The organism is Psychrobacillus glaciei (assembly GCF_008973485.1).
GTDB classification, from domain to species: Bacteria; Bacillota; Bacilli; order Bacillales_A; family Planococcaceae; genus Psychrobacillus; species Psychrobacillus glaciei.
Genome location: NZ_CP031223.1, coordinates 969969 through 987593 on the forward strand (window position 1 = coordinate 969969; position 17625 = coordinate 987593).

Annotated in this window: 14 protein-coding genes; 13 read left to right on the forward strand and 1 reads right to left on the reverse strand. The window is 36.7% G+C overall.

Features of this window, described 5'->3' with window-relative positions:
• The first annotated feature begins 26 nt into the window (after nucleotides 1-26).
• The 8 genes from PB01_RS04365 (at nucleotide 27) to PB01_RS04400 (ending at nucleotide 9622) form a co-directional block, all read left to right on the forward strand.
• Entirely contained in the window at nucleotides 27-1676 is a 1650-nt protein-coding gene (locus tag PB01_RS04365; protein ID WP_151699059.1) for an ABC transporter substrate-binding protein, read from the forward strand.
• 71 nt (nucleotides 1677-1747) lie between these two features.
• Nucleotides 1748-2689 (forward strand): M14 family metallopeptidase, encoded by a 942-nt coding sequence (locus PB01_RS04370; RefSeq protein WP_151699060.1) that lies wholly within the window; start codon nucleotides 1748-1750, stop codon nucleotides 2687-2689.
• A 3-nt stretch (nucleotides 2690-2692) separates the two neighbouring features.
• On the forward strand, nucleotides 2693-3829 hold the full coding sequence (locus PB01_RS04375; RefSeq protein ID WP_151699061.1) for a M20 family metallopeptidase: 1137 nt from the start codon (nucleotides 2693-2695) through the stop codon (nucleotides 3827-3829).
• Nucleotides 3830-3842: 13 nt separating this feature from the next.
• Nucleotides 3843-4583: a creatininase family protein gene (locus PB01_RS04380; RefSeq protein ID WP_151699062.1), complete on the forward strand. Its 741-nt coding sequence runs from the start codon at nucleotides 3843-3845 to the stop codon at nucleotides 4581-4583.
• A complete protein-coding gene (locus PB01_RS04385) occupies nucleotides 4583-5830 on the forward strand; it encodes a DUF885 domain-containing protein (RefSeq protein WP_151699063.1) in 1248 nt (415 codons plus the stop codon). Before PB01_RS04380 ends, PB01_RS04385 begins: the two co-directional genes overlap by 1 nt.
• Before the next feature lie 14 nt (nucleotides 5831-5844).
• Nucleotides 5845-7593 (forward strand): M28 family metallopeptidase, encoded by a 1749-nt coding sequence (locus tag PB01_RS04390; protein ID WP_151699064.1) that lies wholly within the window; start codon nucleotides 5845-5847, stop codon nucleotides 7591-7593.
• A 151-nt stretch (nucleotides 7594-7744) separates the two neighbouring features.
• Complete coding sequence (locus PB01_RS04395; RefSeq protein ID WP_151701960.1) at nucleotides 7745-8755, forward strand: asparaginase; 1011 nt, start codon at nucleotides 7745-7747, stop codon at nucleotides 8753-8755.
• Nucleotides 8756-9184: 429 nt separating this feature from the next.
• Nucleotides 9185-9622, forward strand: coding sequence for a HEAT repeat domain-containing protein (locus tag PB01_RS04400; protein ID WP_151699065.1), 438 nt, complete (start codon nucleotides 9185-9187; stop codon nucleotides 9620-9622).
• A gap of 76 nt (nucleotides 9623-9698) precedes the next feature.
• On the opposite strand, the gene PB01_RS04405 is transcribed toward PB01_RS04400, so the two are convergent.
• Nucleotides 9699-10436, reverse strand: coding sequence for an IclR family transcriptional regulator (locus PB01_RS04405; RefSeq protein ID WP_151699066.1), 738 nt, complete (start codon nucleotides 10434-10436; stop codon nucleotides 9699-9701).
• Nucleotides 10437-10602: 166 nt separating this feature from the next.
• Here PB01_RS04405 and PB01_RS04410 point away from each other — a divergent pair, with 166 nt between their 5' ends.
• The 5 genes from PB01_RS04410 (at nucleotide 10603) to gdhA (ending at nucleotide 17081) form a co-directional block, all read left to right on the forward strand.
• Complete coding sequence (locus PB01_RS04410) at nucleotides 10603-11475, forward strand: dimethylarginine dimethylaminohydrolase family protein (RefSeq protein WP_151699067.1); 873 nt, start codon at nucleotides 10603-10605, stop codon at nucleotides 11473-11475.
• 14 nt (nucleotides 11476-11489) lie between these two features.
• The gene (locus tag PB01_RS04415; protein WP_151699068.1) at nucleotides 11490-12257 is read left to right on the forward strand and encodes a dimethylarginine dimethylaminohydrolase family protein; all 768 of its coding nucleotides are present in this window, start codon (nucleotides 11490-11492) and stop codon (nucleotides 12255-12257) included.
• Between the two features lie 67 nt (nucleotides 12258-12324).
• The gene (locus PB01_RS04420; RefSeq protein ID WP_151699069.1) at nucleotides 12325-13722 is read left to right on the forward strand and encodes an amino acid permease; all 1398 of its coding nucleotides are present in this window, start codon (nucleotides 12325-12327) and stop codon (nucleotides 13720-13722) included.
• Between the two features lie 99 nt (nucleotides 13723-13821).
• Nucleotides 13822-15420: a M20/M25/M40 family metallo-hydrolase gene (locus PB01_RS04425; protein ID WP_151699070.1), complete on the forward strand. Its 1599-nt coding sequence runs from the start codon at nucleotides 13822-13824 to the stop codon at nucleotides 15418-15420.
• Nucleotides 15421-15698: 278 nt separating this feature from the next.
• Nucleotides 15699-17081, forward strand: a complete 1383-nt coding sequence (gdhA, locus tag PB01_RS04430) for an NADP-specific glutamate dehydrogenase (protein WP_225986166.1) — start codon at nucleotides 15699-15701, stop codon at nucleotides 17079-17081.
• Nucleotides 17082-17625: the final 544 nt, after the last annotated feature.

A 17625-nucleotide genomic window follows, 5' to 3' on the forward strand; every position in this document is an offset into this window, starting at 1 on the left:
TCTAATTAGAAAAAGAGGGGAAACATTTGAAGAGAAACAGAAGATGGTTATTTATGTTTGCACTAATGTTTGCATTACTTTTAGTATTAGGGGCATGTAGTGATAGCGGTAAGAAAGAAAGTGAGACAGATTCGAAAGAGGATTCAACAGAAAAAGAGCCTAAAACGGAAGAAAAAGCAGAGGAAAAAGGTTCAGGATCAACAGAAGTATTTAATTTTGCAACAAATCAGGACATACCACATATAGACCCTCATGGTACGTCTGCGAACACGTCATTCCGAGTAACCTATATGTTATATGATCGCCTAGTTACTTATGATGGGACAACGACAGATGTTATTCCACAACTTGCAGAGAAATGGGATATCTCACCGGATGGGTTAACTTACACATTCCATCTGAATAAAGAAGCAAAATTCCATGATGGAACACCAGTTACAGCTGAAGCAGTACAATATTCTTACACTCGTGCAATGGACGTAGGGAAATCCGCAGCTGGTCAATTTAAAGATGTTATTAATAAAGATAGCTTTGAAATTGTAGATGAACACACGATAAATATAACGCTCGAAAGACCTTTTGCTCCATTCTTAAAAACATTAGGAACTGTTTTTGGAAACATTGTGAACCCAAAACTTGCAGAGCATCATGGCAGTGATTTAGGGGAAACTTACTTGGCAGATAAAGAAATGGGTTCTGGACCTTATATTTTGGAAAGTTGGGATAGAGGACAGAAACTAGTAATGAAAGCTAACGAGGATTATTGGGGTACAGTACCGACGTTAAAAACAGTAAATATTTTAATCGTAAATGAACCTTCTACTGCTCGATTAATGATGGAAAAAGGGGAAGTTGATTTAATTGACTACTCCATGATCTCCCCAGATGTTTTAAAACAAATGGATGGAAATAACGACATTACTGTCCTTAAATCCCCTGGATACGCTATTGATGACATTGCGATTAACACAGAAAAAGAATATTTAAAAGATCCAAAAGTTAGGCAGGCTCTTGCACACGCAGTAAATTATGATTCGATAATAAATGATGTTTTACTTGGTGGAGCAGAACGTATTGGTGGAATAATCCCGAAAGGAATGTTTGGATATAACCCTAATATTGAGTTATATGACTTTGATTTAGAAAAAGCTAAGGCTTTACTGAAAGAGGCAGGTTATGAAAAAGGTTTCCCATTAGAAATTGCAATATCAGAAAATAATGAAGTGAGAAAAAATATTGCGGTAATGATGCAATCCGATTTTAAAAAGATAGGAATTGACTTACAAATTAGAGCGTTAGCATGGCCAACATTTTTGGATTTAGTTACAAGCGGTCAGCATCAATTAGCATTAGCGGCATGGACTCCTGATTATCCAGATCCAGATTATAATTTATGGTATTTTGCACACTCTTCTAGTAAAGGACCTGGATTCAACTTAGCATTCTATGATAATCCAGAAGTAGATAAATTATTAGAAGAAGGCCGTTCCACAGTGGATGAGTCTGTTCGCGAAAAGAATTATCAGAAGATTCAAGAAATAATGAGCGCAGATGTTCCTTATATTTTCCCGGCTCAACGCTCGGTTGAAGCACCTATGAAGAATTGGGTGAAGGGATATGAAATTAACCCAATGAACACTTGGTATGTTCCGTTCCAAAAAATGACGAAAGAATAACATGTGAAAGCGGTCGTAAAGAAGTAGTTTTACGATCGCTTTTTCTAACTATTATATAGGAGTGGATTTGGTTGTGGACGATTAATAACTTAGTCGTAAATAGAGATGATAAAATAAGTGGTTTTTTACATTTTCCAACTTTGGAACATAGCATTCCCGCGTTTATGATAAATGGAAAAGAAGAAGGCCCTTCCGTTTTGATTATGGCTGGAGTGCATGGATGTGAATACACTTCCATTGATGCAGCCTTAAAGCTAGCGAAAGAATTAACTTCAAATGATATTGTAGGAAAATTAATCATTTTACCTATTGTCAATATAGCCTCCTTTTATAAACGATCCATTTACGTTCACCCAAAAGATGAAAAAAATTTAAATCGAGTATTTCCCGGGAAAGAACATGGAACAGAAAGTGAAAAAATAGCTTTTTGGTTACACAAGGAAATATTCTCTCATGTAGATATTGTATTAGATTTACATGGTGGCGATATGATAGAAGCTTTAGTGCCTTTTACCATTTATCAAATGTCAGAAAATCTACAGCTTATGGATGAAGCCCAAAAAATTGCATCGTTATTTGGTATCCCATATGTTGTAAAATCGGAGTCTCAAGTGATGGGATCAACTTATTCCGCAGTTAATTCGTTAGGAAAGATAGGGGTAATTGCCGAAGCGGGCCAACAAGGAATATTAGATGAATATTCTTCTAAACTATTACAAGATGGCACGAAAAATGTTTTGAAGTATATTGGTGTGCTTAATGGGGATTTCAAAGAAGAACCTGTAAAAAACTTAAAAACATTTGAATGGTATCGAGCAAGTATTCAAGGACTTTGGTATCCAGCAGTGGAAATTGGTTCAGAAGTGAAAAAGGGAGAGATACTTGGTCAAATAAAAAATGTATTTGGTGAAACAGAAACTGAAATCTATGCAGAAGTTGATGGGGTAGTTTTATTTTTAGTAACTTCATTAGCTATTAATGTAGAAGATCCATTATTAGCGCTAGGAGATTAATATATGACAAGAATGCTTGATTATCTAAGAGAAAACCAAAAAAGTATAGAAAAAACATTAATTCGTCTTGTGAAAGCTGAGTCTCCTTCACAGGATAAGAAACTCGTTGATCTATGTGGAGAAGTATTAATGGAGGAGTTTACAAAACTTATTGATGGAGATATACAAATTTTGAAGAAGTCGATTGTGGGAAATCAGTATTTATTAACTTACGGTCCGAAAGATTGGAAAGACCAAATTCTTATCATTGGTCATCTAGATACCGTTTGGGATAAAGATGCTTTGCCTTTAAAAATAGAAGGAGATACTCTTTATGGACCTGGAGTATTTGACATGAAAGCTGGCTTAACGATTTCTCTTTGGGCTATGAAAGCATTAAAAGCATTTAATATATTCGGCGAAAAGAAAGTTGTACTGCTTGTTACATCTGATGAAGAAATTGGAAGTATCCATTCAAAGGAAATTATTATTCAAGAAGCTCGAAAAAGTTCTTTGGTATTAATTCCTGAATCTAGTATTGAGCCTAATGGAGCAGTCAAAACAGAAAGAAAAGGAGCGGGTAACTTCTATTTGGAAGTAAAAGGAGTTGCAGCACATGCTGGAATTAACGCATGGGATGGAGCGAGTGCTATCGAGGAACTAGCTTATCAAATTATCGACTTGAAGAAGTTAGCAAATCGTGAAGAAGGCATATCCATTAATGTAGGGATAATATCTGGAGGTTCCAGATCCAATGTTATAGCAAAAGATGCATATGCAGAAATAGATGTTCGGATTACGAAAAGAGAACAAGCGGAGCTAATTACTCAACAAATTATGAATCGTCCTGTTTTTGTTGAAGGTACGAGTACTGTAGTAACAGGAGAAATCGAGCGCTTTCCACTAGAAAGAAACGAAAAAGTAGTCTCTCTCTATCATGATTTAAAAGAAATAGCTTTACTGCATGGATATGAATTAGAGGAAGGATCTTCAGGTGGAGCAAGCGATGGAAATTTCACTGCAGGTGAAGGTATACCTACAATTGACGGTTTAGGTCCAATTGGTGGTGGTGCACATTCGGACAATGAACATATTATTTTGTCTAATTTACCAGAAAGATCGGCTTTATTGGCTGAAATGATCGCAAAACATTTGCAATGAAGGAGGATTTTTCATGTATTTAATGGACTTAAATGCAAGCAAATTTAATGAAGTGAAACAAAAAGTAAATACTATTCTATTACCAATTGGAATGATGGAGACCCATGGACCCCATGCAACTTTAGGTACAGATGTATGGATTCCAAGAGAATTTGTAAAAAGACTTGATAAAATAATTGGTGAAAAAGTGATCATGGCGCCTGAAGTTGCATATGGTCATTCTTGGGCACTTGCGCCTCATTCTGGAACATTTGATATTTCAAGTGAGGCTTTCTCGAATTATGTGTACGAAATAGGCAAGGAGTTTTATCGAAATGGGTTTAACAATTTAATATTATTTAACGGTCATGGAGGCAATATTCCAAGCTTAGCAATTGTTACTGAAAAATTAGCAGATATAGGAGTTAACACGCTAACAATAAATTGGTGGATGGATTACCGAGAGGATATTCTGACAATTACATCTAAACCTGGTCATGGTGGAGAAGATGAGACTTCATTAGTTCTAGCGATTGATGAAAAACTAGCTGACTTGTCTCTAGCAGGCGATTTTTCTATTGAATATAATCGAAAGTTAAAATATAAGGATATGGGAAAAGTGCTGTATAAAGATGGATATATGGGTGATGCAGCGAGCGCAACAGCGGAAAAAGGAGAAGCATTATATGAACTTTTGACAAATCTTATTTTAGAAGATGTGAAAGATTTATGGGACTTGTCTGCTAGTAAATTATTGAGCAAGGGGGAATCTTAATGAAGCTTTGGACTGAACAGGAAACAGGAGAAAAGATTGTTGATATTACATTAAGTTTAAATGAGCAAGCTATGCATCTGTTTGAAACCGAAGTAACAACAGCAAGTTATAGTGACGTGAAAGCTACTTTGAAAACCTTTGATGAAATTGGTTCTGCCATAGAAGAGGTTGAAAAGGCAGTACGGACTTTGGAAGGTCATCCTGGAGAATATCTTCGGGGCATGATGAATGGATTTAACTATTTTGCAAGAAGTATGCAAGGTGACAAAATTCCATATGATGAGCTTATTTTAAATATTCAACAGTTACCTTCGACGTTAATTTCAGATGAGCAGCTCGAACATGCGAAAGAGTTGGTGGAGGAAAGCTTAACGAATATTGGGTATTCGGGATCATTAGCTGAAAAAGTTTCAGCTTGGAAAAGTGACACGATAATTGCACCGGAAGAAGTGGTGAATGTTGCGGAGAATTTTAGAGAACTTAGTAAAAAAGGCACTCTAAATCGAGTCATAGAATTACCTAAAGAAGATGGTGTTGATTGGATCAAACCGATTCGTGGTGTTTTTTGGAGTGGTTATTCAAAATATACGGGAGATTATCGTGGTAACTTGACTTTTAATATTGATCGCCCATGGACAGAGCCAATTCTGGCACAAATAATGACCCATGAAGCATATCCAGGTCATCAAGCTTTCTATTGCCGATGGGATTATGAATTTAAAAATGGAAATTTACCGTTAGAGGCTTCTTATTATATGATAAATAGCCCTACTAATGCGCTTTTTGAAGGTGGTCCTGAAACAGCGTTATCATTTTTAGGTTGGGATGATGTTGAGGAAGAAACAGAAGGTATTAGCGATGAGAAAAAAATGCAATACCGAGCTGCACGGCATTTCCTAGATTATCAGCGTATGTATATGACGAATGCTTGCTATCTTTATAATCTACATGCTATGACGAAAGAAGAAGTCATTCGTTATATGATAAATGAAGGTGGAATAACCGAAATAGAAGCTAATAATTGTTTTCGTTTTTTCTCCCATCCAGTCCAAAAAACATATTATCCATCCTATTATTATGGACGCTGGATGATTGGAAACGCTTATGCTCAAACACCGAAAAATTTACGAAATGAATATTTTAAAATTTTATATGATACACCTCATACGACAGAGACCTTTGTGAAAGCAATCACTCAGTTGCATGATAAAGAATTTGATGCGTTCAACACATTTATCAAAATATAAATGAGGTGATTGAATTGAACCGTAATTTAACTGAGGAAGAGGAGTTATTAGTAAATCAAATATCCAAAGAGGAACTCTTGGCAGATAATATTGAAATTGCTAGAGAAGTTAGATTATCTGGTTCCATGGAAGAGTTAAGAGCTTTTCAATTCATTCAAAAAAGACTGGAGTCATTTGGTTTAAAAGCAGAAATTGAATTTGATGATGCCTATATAAGTATTCCTATTCAATCGAAATTAGAAGTTAACGGGGAGATAATAGATTCTATCACCCATTCTATGTCCAAAGATTTGAATAATGAAGAGCTAAGTGCAGAGTGTATTTATCTCCAAAATTTAAATGAAAATTCTCTTAGATTTGTTAAAAATAAAATTGCAATTTATGACAGTATCGCAATTCCTGACATTGTAAAACAATTCGAAGACTCAGGAGCAGCTGGGATAATTTTCATTAACGGCCCCAATACTCATGAGATGATTGTTTCAAGAATATGGGGAAGTCCATCTGTTAGAGACAAAGATTTATTGCCTAAAATACCTGTCATTTCAATCAATAATAAGAATGGTGAAAAATTGCTTGATTTATTGAAAATAGCGAGTTTCAAAGTAAACATTTCTACTGAAGTTTGTTCTAGATGGATGAAGATACCAAGACTTATTGCAGAAATTCGTGGAGATTATGAGACGGATCATTTTGTTTTATTGTGTGGGCATGTAGATTCTTGGCATTATGGCGCGATGGATAACGGATCCGCAAATGCTTTAATGTTACAGGTGGTAAAAGTTCTCGCTCTGAATAAAACAAAATGGAAACGTAATGTACGCATTGCTTTTTGGTCAGGACACTCTCATGGTCGATATGCTGGTTCAGCTGCATATTGTGATAAAAATTGGGAGGACTTGAGCGAAAATGGTGTCATGCATTTTTATGTGGATTCTGTTGGAGGTAAAGGAGCAAACATTTTTGTAGATAGTAATGCAATGGCCGAAACGGAAGATATCGCAATCGATGTGATTGGTCGCCTTACAAATCAATCATTTGTAGGAAAACGATATTCCCGTTCTGCTGATCAATCATTCTGGGGTACAGGAATTCCTTCCTTATATATGGGGATGGCAGAACAAGAACTATCCCATGATCCTGCTTATAAAAATGTCCAAAAACTATTTGCAGGTACTAGGGGTGGGGGATTTGGCTGGTGGTGGCATACAGTGGAGGATACGATAGATAAGATCGATTCTGATGTCTTAAGAAAAGATTGTGAAATCTACTTATTATCCCTTTATAAAGTGTTAACAGACAACATTATTCCAATCAATCCTCTTAAAGCAGTAGAAGAAATTCATAAGCATATACGTGATTATCAACAAAAAGGGAAAGACATTGCTGATTTATCGCTTTCTTTAAATAGGATAGATGAGATTGAAAAAAAGTTAAGAAGCGTGTTGGAAATAAAAGAATGGCTGGAGTCAGATTCAGAGCATAGTAGATTATTCAATGATTTTCTACTTAATATATCTAAACTTCTCGTGCCAATTAATTATGTTGGCGGAAGTAAGTTTGAACATGATTTAGCATCAACAACTGTACCGATTCCATCCTTAGCAATGATCAATCATTATACAAGTGATCTAAAAGATGAGGATTTTTATTTGTTACAAACTGCGATTCGTCGACAGGTGAATTTTTTGAATTATGAGTTGAAGAAAGTGATTCGAGAAATTGATATTTTTAAGGAAATTTTAGTTGAAGTCTTGGAATAAATATTTTCAAACTAGCGTAATTGACTCCAGAAAAGTAGTCTTTACCTCCTTTAGATTACTTTTCAATTATATGGAATCTTTATATATGAAGACCTTTAAAGCAGTCGAAACTTTTAAGGTTTTCTTCAAATTATTTATAGGATGTGAAAAGATGAATGCTGCAAACTTAGTTAATGTTATGCGAGGAAATCTTATAGAAAGTAAGCATCTTGGTCATATTGCTATAGTAGACTATACAGGGAAGTTAATTGCTTCAAATGGAAACATTAATTCCATCGTATTTGCACGTTCCTCCATGAAGCCTTTACAAGCCATTCCTATTATTGAAACAGGAGCATATGAATCATACCAATTGGGTCCTGCCGATCTATCCTTATGTTGCGCTTCCCATAACGGGGAGGAACAGCATACTGATCGAGTTATTTCTATATTAGAGAAAGCGGATCTAGTGGAGAGTAGCCTACAATGTGGTACGCATATTCCTAGATGGGAAGAAGCGTACAAGAAAATAATAATTGAAAATCGAACAGTCACTCCTGTCTACAATAATTGTTCGGGAAAACATAGTGGGATGTTAATAACGGCAAAACACTTAAATGAACCAATAGATTCCTATTACAATATGGAGCACCCCGTTCAACAAAGAATTTTACAAGTTATCAGTGAGTTAGCTGAAACTCCTAAAGAAGATATTCAAATTGGAGTGGACGGATGTGGAGTTCCGGTTCATGGAATAGCATTAGAGAAAATTGCTTTAGCCTATGCAAAAATGGCTAAACCAGATAATCTATCGAATAGTAGAAAAAAATCCGTAAGCCAAGTAGTTCATGCAATGATACAAGAACCAGAAATGGTAGGAGGTACAAATCGCTTTTGCACTGATTTTATGAACGTAGTAAAAGGAAAAATGTTCGGAAAAGTAGGAGCTGAAGGAGTCTACTGTATTGGAGATTTAAGAAGCGGAATAGGAATCGCGATTAAAATAGAAGACGGTAACAGCAGAGCTACTTCCCCCGTTGCAGTTGAGGTGATGAAACAATTGGGTATGTTGACGGAAGAAGAATTGAATGAATTAAGAGAGTATCATTTACCATCCATTAAAAATGCAAGAGACGAAAATGTAGGTTCACTTAAAGCAGACTTTCTGTTGGATTATGTATAAATTTAACGAAGAATATAAAACTAAAATGAATTAATAAATCACCGCAATGTTACAGGAGTGTTACTGGTGCCTGGCACCAGTAATACTCCTGTAACATTGCTATTTTTGGGTTGTTGCCCCAGCCAACCGTGGCAAGTCCTTTTCCTTCGCTGCGCTTCGTGCGAGGACTTGTTTATCCGTTCTTATGCAGGAAGGAGTCTCGTATTTTTTTCTTTTACTATTAATCAAGTAGTGTTCTGCGATGATGACCAAATTCAAAAGTATTAATTTTTAATAAAATCAAGAGAATATTGTCCCTTAACAAAATAGGAGATATGCGATTTGTAGTATATAATGTAGAAAGAGAAGAAATGATTTCTACAGATAAACGAGTTAAATTGATAAATCGATCATCTCATATAAACAGAATATAGAAGGAGTTTGGAGTATTTGAGTAAAAAAATAATTAAAGATGAGTTGCCAGAGAATTATGAGGAACTAAAAAAAGCAGTCAATCGCACCGCTAGCTGGAGAGCACGCTTGGATGCAGTAGAGGAATTAGGGAGATATAATACGAGTCAAGTTATTGATATTATGAACACGAGATTAGCAAATGATCCTGTTTATAAAATCCAAGAAGAAGCTTATCGTATACTAATTGATTTTGGAAAAGATGTTCAATTACCCGCTCGTAAAAAATTTGAAATTGTCAAAGGGGCAAATAAAGTTTTCTTACGAGTGAAGAAAAGTTTGCCGAAAGACCATACATTTGAAGAATTCGCTACAAAACTAAAGAGAATGCGAATCGATGTATACGATGCATATGAAGGCGAAAGAGGCCTTGAATGGTTAGAAAACGAATGGACTAATATAGTAACTAACAAGTAAAATATGGAATTCGTGAATCTGTGTTACAAGTATGTTACAGGTGCCTGGCACCTGTAACATACTTGTAACACTTTTTTTAATGGCTAGATACTAGTCTTTGAGAGATGCGGTTTCCTGTTTCGATTGCTTTTTTAGCTAGAAATTCGAGTCGTTCATCTGTGAGGTTGAAGCTGACGACTCCTATGCTAATAGCCCCGATAACTTGGCCGAAACTGTCTTTTATGGATACTGCAATTGAGGACGTGCCTTCCGTTCTTTCGGAGTGGCTTGTTGCGTATCCTTGTTTTATTATTTGATCGAATGTTTTTTTCATTTCAGTCATTTGGTCTGCAGATATGAGTTGGGACAATATACTTTCTGCTTTGGCTGATGGCATTGCTGCTAGCATCGATTTATTGGCAGCACCAATATTCATTGGTATGCGTAAACCCATTTGATCATAAATTCGAATTGGATTATTTGGGCTATCTATTCTTTCTACAATAATTGCTTCAGTCCCTAGCGGCTTACTTAAATAGACGCTTTCCTCTACTTCTTTAGATAATTGTTCAATTTCCGGTCTAATTTTGCTGATGTAATCAATTGAGTCATACACTTGTAGACCGTATTCCAACCAAATTACACCGAGTTTGTAAGTTTTCAGTTGTTCATCCTGCTCTACCATTCCTTGTTTCATCATTGCTTGAAGTAATCTGTGCATTGTACTGAGAGGAAGTTCGCATAGTTTGGAAAGATCAGAAATTGTTACACCTTTCTCAGTTGCATGTGCTGCTAACACTTTCGCAACAGTCATCGATCGGATGATAGATTGCATCTAATGCACCTCCTAAATATTATGAAAAGCTAACTTACTATTTTGATATAATAAGAAATTAAAATTCTAAATATATTGACATTGTATCATAGAGGAATTATATTTTAAATATAAAGCTTTCCGTTAATCGGAAACGTTTTCCACTCACCGGAAAAGGGGAATTGATATGACATATAATTCATCTATGTATAAGAAGTTAGAAAGAGTAATTGTCAAACATCCAAATGAAGCTTTCATTAGTCAAGCACATTTGACTGATCAATGGACAGTATTTAATTACTTACAAGAACCAAATTTTGAAGAAGCGGTTCTTGAGTATAGAGGATTCATTGAGCTATTGGAAAAGCATGTACCTCAAATTGACTTTCTTCCAGCAGCAGACACAGTTGGCTTAGATTCTATCTACGCTCATGACCCAGTTAAGTTCACACCAGCCGGAGCCATCATTTTAAAATCTGGCAAAAAATTAAGACAACCGGAAGCTATTGTTTATAAAGAGTTTTTACAAGAAAAAGAGATTCCTATTATTGGGGAGTTAACAGGCGATGCTGTATCCGACGGTGGAGACATCGTTTGGTTAGATGATAAAACACTTGTAGTAGGTCGCGGTTACCGTACAAATGACGAAGCAATTCGCCAATTAAAAGAAATGACTGCTCCGTATGTTGATGAATTCATCGTTGTGCAACTTCCACATGATCAAGGTGAAGCAGAATGTCTACATCTAATGTCTTTCATTAGCATGGTTGATAAAGATTTAGCAGTAGTACATTCACCATTAATGCCAGTGTTCTTCCGTCAACTATTAATCGAACGTGGAATTCAATTAGTAGAAGTTCCTAAAGCAGAATACGACACGCTTGGATGTAATGTATTAGCTCTTGCACCACGAGTTTGTGTGATTGTAGAAGGAAATGATTCCACAAAACAACAACTATTAGATGCTGGTGCAACAGTTTATGAGTACAAAGGGCAAGAAATAAGTGTATTAGGTACAGGTGGACCAACATGTTTGACAAGTCCAGTTGTAAGAAACTAAAGGAGGAAAATAAAATGAGTATATTTAAAAATGTAATCGCAAAAACACCAGGAAAGAGCTATGTAGGAGGATTAACTACATCAGATTTAGGGACACCGGAGTACGATAAATTATTAGTGCAACACGAGGCGTATATTGAAGCTTTGAAAAAGTGTGGAGTGGAAGTAACACTACTTTCTCCAAGTGAAGAATTTCCAGATTCTACATTTGTAGAGGATGCAGCAGTTCTTACATCTAATTTTGCTGTTGTTACAAATCCAGGTGCAGATTCTCGTAACGGTGAAATTGTCGAAATTGAAAGCGCTTTAAAGTCTTTTTATAAGAAATTTCATTATATTAAAGCACCTGGAACACTTGATGGAGGAGATATTCTTCAAGCAGAGGATTGTTTCTTTATTGGGATTTCTGAACGCACAAATGAAGAAGGCGCTCGCCAATTAAAAGAAATTCTTGAAGGGGAAGGTTTCGAAGCGACAATCATTCCACTTGAAAAATTCTTCCATCTGAAAACTGGTATTGCTTATTTAGGTAACAACAAAATGGTCGTAGCAGGTGAATTTGTTAATCATCCAGCATTTGATTCATACGAAAAAATCGTAATCGGCCATGAAGATGAGTATTCTGCAAACTGTATTCGTGTGAACGACTATGTCATTATTCCACAAGGATATAGCGAAACGAAACGCAAAATCAATGAAGCTGGTTTCGAAACAATTGAATTAGACATGTCCGAAGTTCAAAAACAAGACGGCGGCCTAAGCTGCTTATCACTAAGATTCTAATATTACAGGTATATTACAGGTGCCAGGCACCCGTAACAATTCCTAGGGGTAAATGGGGGAAAGTGTTATGTCTAAAGTTGGGGATCAAGCAGTACAAGGTGATTTATTGAACCGTTCGATGAAAAGCCGGCATTTATTTATGCTTTCACTTGGGGGAGTAATTGGGACGGGCCTATTTTTAAATGCTGGTTATACTATTAATCAAGCTGGTCCAGGTGGTGCCATCCTTGGATACTTATTAGGCGGTTTGATCTTATATATGGTGATGATCTGTTTAGGAGAACTTGCGGTTTACATGCCAGTAACTGGTTCTTTTCAAACGTATGCAACTCGTTTTATTAGTCCTTCTGCAGGATTTTCACTTGGATGGATGTATTTTGTAGGTTCCGCTGCTACAGCAGGTGTGGAGTTTACCGCCGCAGGAATCCTCATGAAGCATTGGTTTCCTGATGTTCCTGTTTGGATATGGTGTGCTCTGTTTATGGTTTTATTGTTTTCATTAAATGCTTTATCGACAAAAGCGTTTGCGGAAACAGAGTTTTGGTTAGCAGGTATTAAAGTAGTTGCGGTAATTTTGTTTATTGTTATTGGGGTTGGAGCAATTTTCGGTCTTATTCCACTGGAAGATAGAGCGACACCAGCGTTTACGAATTTGGCACCTTCCGGATTATTTCCAGCAGGAATCGCCATTGTTTTTGTGACAATGATGAACGTTATTTTCTCCTACCAAGGTTCAGAGATGGTAGGTATTGCTGCAGGGGAAACGGAAGATCCTCAGAAAAATATTCCAAAAGCTATACGCACAATTTTGATAAGAATCATTGTGTTTTATATTGCATCCATTATCGTTTTGTCTGCAATATTTCCAGCATCAGAACTTGGTTTGCTAGAAAGTCCATTTGTTACATTAATGAATTTAGCTGGTATTCCGTATGCAGGAAGCATTATGAACTTTGTAATATTAACGGCAATTTTGTCCGTTGGGAATTCTTGTTTGTATGCATCTACTCGATTACTATGGTCAATGGCTAAAGAAGGAATGGCACCAAAAATGTTTGGTCGTCTTTCTAAGCGTAAAGTGCCTTTAAATGCATTAATTTTCACGATGGTTTTCTCTTTATTTTCATTATTAACTAGCGTAATGGAAGCGGATGCAGTGTTCGTGTTATTAATGTCGATTGCAGGTATTTCTGTTACTATTTCGTGGATGGGTATTGCGACATCACAGTTAATGTTCCGTCGAAAATATTTAAAAAATGGTGGACAATTAGACGAATTAAAATATAAAGTTCCTTTTTATCCTTTCATACCACTAGCTTGTATAGGATTTTGTCTGGTAATTCTAGTATTTCTAGCCTTTGATCCAACACAAAGAATTGGCCTTTACTACGGGGTAGGTTTTTTCATAGCTTGTGTGCTATTCTATAAATTGAAATTAGAAAAAAAGAATAAAAAGTCAGCATAATAAATAATTAGATGCCAGGCACGACACAATGGGACGCAGCTCCAAGCATTCAGAACAGTGTCAGTGTCTGGCATCAAACTATGTAAGGGAGAATTCGAGATGAATCAATTATTTTGGGAAACACCAGAAAAACTTCGAGCATTGTTATGTGAACTTGTTAGTTGGGATAGTATTACGCTAACAAAAGGTGAGACTAAGTTTGCTCCGAAAGTGATAGATAAGTTGAAAGAGTTAAAGTATTTTCAAAAAAATCCTAACCATTTACAAATGCATGATGCAGGTCTTGGAAGACATGCTGTCACTGCTTTATACAAACATCCTAAAGCTACGGAGACCATCGTACTTATTAGTCATTTTGATACAGTTCAAACGGAAGAGTACGGAGTTTTAGAACCACTTGCATATTTTCCAGAGGAATTAACGAAAAAGCTAATGGAAAATCCGACTGATTTACCAGAATCAGCACGTATCGATTTGGAAACAGGAAAGTATTTGTTTGGCCGAGGTACGATGGATATGAAAATGGGATTAGCGCTTCATATGCAGCTTATTGAAAGAGCGAGTGAGGAAGAGTGGCCGATCAACCTTATTCTAACAACTGTTCCAGATGAGGAAGTGAACTCTGCAGGTATGCGTGCAGCAGTGACACAGCTAGTTCGTATTCGCGAGGAATTCGGTTTAACTTATAAATTATTCTTAAATAGTGAGCCTTGCTTTTCACAAAGTCCAACCGATATTGATGAATATATTTATTCCGGAACTATTGGGAAGATTATGCCAGCCGCATTATTTTACGGAAAAGAGACGCATGTTGGGGAGCCAATGAAAGGGATGACGGCGAACTATATTGCATCTTATTTGACGCAGCGTATGGAATGGAATCCTTTATTCCGCGAGACGGATCTAGGTGAAAGTACGCCGCTTCCGGTTTCATTGCAGCAAAAAGATTTAAAAATGTCGTATTCAACGCAAACTCCTTATCGAGCAGTGGCGTTGTATAACGTGTTTTTATTGAAACGTACAGCAAATGAAGTGATGGATCTTTTCGAACAAGTTGCTACAGAAGCGATGGGCGAGTTGAATAAAAACTATCAAGTGATTTGCGAACGTGAGCAAGTAAAAGGGATTGGCGAAGTGAAAGTTCTTCGCTATGAAGAACTACTTGCTTATGCCAATAAAAAATTAGGGGTGGAAGAAGTGGAGCGCTTAAAGAAAGCGTCACTTCAACAGGAAGATTGGGATGATCGTGAAAAATCACTACGCATCGTGGATGATTTAATGATTCAGTGCCAAGAGTTAGCTCCTGCAACCGTTATCCTATTCGCACCACCTTATTACCCAGCAGTGAATACTTCTAATCATCCGCTTGTAATAGAAGCGGTAGATTTAATGAAACAATCGGCGCAAACTTTTAACAATACAGTCAAACAAATTCACTATTTCAATGGTATTTGTGATTTAAGCTATGTCAATTACGAGGACGAGGGCAATGGCTGGACGGCTTTCGAAAGTAACACACCAGTTTGGGGAGACACATACAGCATACCATTTGAAGATATGGCTCAACTAAAAGGACCAGTATTAAATGTAGGGCCATTCGGAAAAGATGCACACCAAAGAACAGAACGTCTCCACGTTGATAGTGCATTCGTCGAATTGCCTGTCATGCTAGAAACCCTCATAAAAAGCTTATACTAAAAGAAAAAGTGACTCCGAAGCATAATGCTTGGAGTCACTTTTTTTCGTTGAAATATGTAGAAGTACATAGATTGTTACAAGATTGTTACTGGTGCCTGGCACCAGTAACAGTCTTGTAACAAAGGGAGGTAGTAAGCCACTCTGAGGGTTGCTTGTCGTTAAATGCATATTTATAGTCCTACATGTATATTTATATAAAATATTCAAATATTGTTGAAAGTTTTTTGAATATTCGAGATAATAAATATAGACATAAGGAAGGTGAGGGGAGAATAACGATGGAAATGCAAAGAAATGTGGATATCGAACAAAGAAATAGAGCAAATGATTATGTACATGAAGTGTACGAGTTAGTGAAGAAACGCAATCCAGGGGAGAAAGAGTTCTTACAAGCGACTCGTGAAATTTTTGATTCCCTTCGCCCAGTATTTTTAAAGCATCCTAAGTTTATTCATAATGGGATTTTAGAACGTATTACGGAACCTGATCGTGTTATTACTTTTCGTGTATCTTGGGAAGATGATACTGGTAAAGTGCAGGTAAATCGTGGTTTTCGTGTGCAATTTAACAATAGTATGGGGCCATATAAAGGCGGGATTCGTTTTCATCCGACTGTGAACAGCAGTATTATGAAGTTTCTTGCTTTTGAACAAACCTTTAAGAATGCACTGACTGGTCAACCGATTGGTGGGGGCAAGGGTGGCTCGGATTTCGATCCTAAAGGTAAGTCAGAGCGCGAGATTATGCGTTTCACACAAAGTTTTATTACAGAACTGAGTAAATATATAGGCGCTGATATGGATGTTCCAGCGGGAGATATTGGTGTTGGAAAAAGAGAAATTGGCTATATGTTTGGGCAGTACAATCGTTTAAAAGGCGGTTATGAGGCGGGGGTATTCACAGGAAAAGATCCCAATCATGGAGGAAGCTTAGGCAGAAAAGAAGCGACTGGTTATGGTTGTGTTTATTTTGTAGAAGAAATGCTGAAGGAAACAGGAGATAGTTTTGCAGGGAAAAATGTTATTGTCTCCGGTTCAGGAAATGTGGCGACATATGCGATGGAAAAAGCGATTGAGCTTGGAGCGAAAGTGCTTGCTTGTAGTGATTCGAACGGCTATATTTTGGATCCAAATGGAATAGATGTCGGGACTGTTATTCAATTGAAAGAATTGGATAACAAAAGAATACAGGAGTACACTAAATTTCATAAACAAGCGACATATCATGAAGGCTGCACAGGCATTTGGTCGGTTCCATGTGATATCGCATTGCCTTGTGCCACGCAGAATGAACTAGAAGAGATAGATGCTTCATTACTAATCAAAAATGGGGTAAAGGCTGTCGGTGAAGGAGCTAATATGCCTTGTACAGAGAAAGCAATTCTCGCATTTCAAGCAAATGGTGTATTATTTGGACCAGCAAAGGCAGCAAATGCTGGCGGGGTGGCAGTTTCAGCAATGGAAATGTCGCAGAATAGCATGCGTCTATCTTGGACGGTAGAAGAAGTAGATGACAAGTTGAAAATTATTATGAAGAATATTTATACAAGTTGTCATGATGCAGCAACGAGTTTTGGGTATCCAGGAAATCTAGTGGTGGGTGCGAATATAGCTGGTTTTATAAAAGTGGCAGATGCCATGGTTTCGCACGGAATACATTAATAAGGTAGGATCGTTCCGACTGTCAATTGTTGAATAGGGACGATTTTTTTTGAAGAAAGTGTATATCACATCTGTTGATTAACCACTTTCTTCAAAAAAATCATTCTTAGAATTTCACACAATATATTGATAGTGTGCAATTAATAAATGTCACCTCATGCTAAGTTAAAGCTTTGTTATGAGATAATGATCGCGTTCAGAGTGCGGTTTGTCTCATTCCCAATAGCTTTTGTCGCGTTCACCACGTAATTAGTCTCGTTCAGCCATTTTATGGACTTTATCTTTGTAAAAAAAATACATAAAGTAAGATTTAGCGCAGTGGCAAATCGCATTTGGAGTCACCCCCATCCTCTCCAATCTATGGTCATAATAAGAAAAGAATATACTTCTTCCAATTAATGAATTGGTGTACTTTCTTTTGATTATGAAGGAAAGTGGAAACCAGTAAAATAAGTGGAACCTGAAAAAATAGATAGCATCCATTGATAAAGAAGTGCTGAGCGGACGAAATTGCATCTTCGTCCGCTTTTAAAAGAATAAAAAA

What these genes read in the sequence shown, in the direction of transcription:
- PB01_RS04375 (WP_151699061.1), top strand. Translation starts at nt 2,693, where the DNA reads ATGACAAGAATGCTTGATTATCTAAGAGAAAACCAAAAAAGTATAGAA.
- PB01_RS04380 (WP_151699062.1), top strand. Translation starts at nt 3,843, where the DNA reads ATGTATTTAATGGACTTAAATGCAAGCAAATTTAATGAAGTGAAACAA.
- PB01_RS04385 (WP_151699063.1), top strand. Translation starts at nt 4,583, where the DNA reads ATGAAGCTTTGGACTGAACAGGAAACAGGAGAAAAGATTGTTGATATT.
- PB01_RS04395 (WP_151701960.1), top strand. Translation starts at nt 7,745, where the DNA reads ATGAATGCTGCAAACTTAGTTAATGTTATGCGAGGAAATCTTATAGAA.
- PB01_RS04405 (WP_151699066.1), bottom strand. Translation starts at nt 10,436, where the DNA reads ATGCAATCTATCATCCGATCGATGACTGTTGCGAAAGTGTTAGCAGCA.
- PB01_RS04410 (WP_151699067.1), top strand. Translation starts at nt 10,603, where the DNA reads ATGACATATAATTCATCTATGTATAAGAAGTTAGAAAGAGTAATTGTC.
- PB01_RS04415 (WP_151699068.1), top strand. Translation starts at nt 11,490, where the DNA reads ATGAGTATATTTAAAAATGTAATCGCAAAAACACCAGGAAAGAGCTAT.
- PB01_RS04420 (WP_151699069.1), top strand. Translation starts at nt 12,325, where the DNA reads ATGTCTAAAGTTGGGGATCAAGCAGTACAAGGTGATTTATTGAACCGT.
- PB01_RS04425 (WP_151699070.1), top strand. Translation starts at nt 13,822, where the DNA reads ATGAATCAATTATTTTGGGAAACACCAGAAAAACTTCGAGCATTGTTA.
- gdhA (WP_225986166.1), top strand. Translation starts at nt 15,699, where the DNA reads ATGGAAATGCAAAGAAATGTGGATATCGAACAAAGAAATAGAGCAAAT.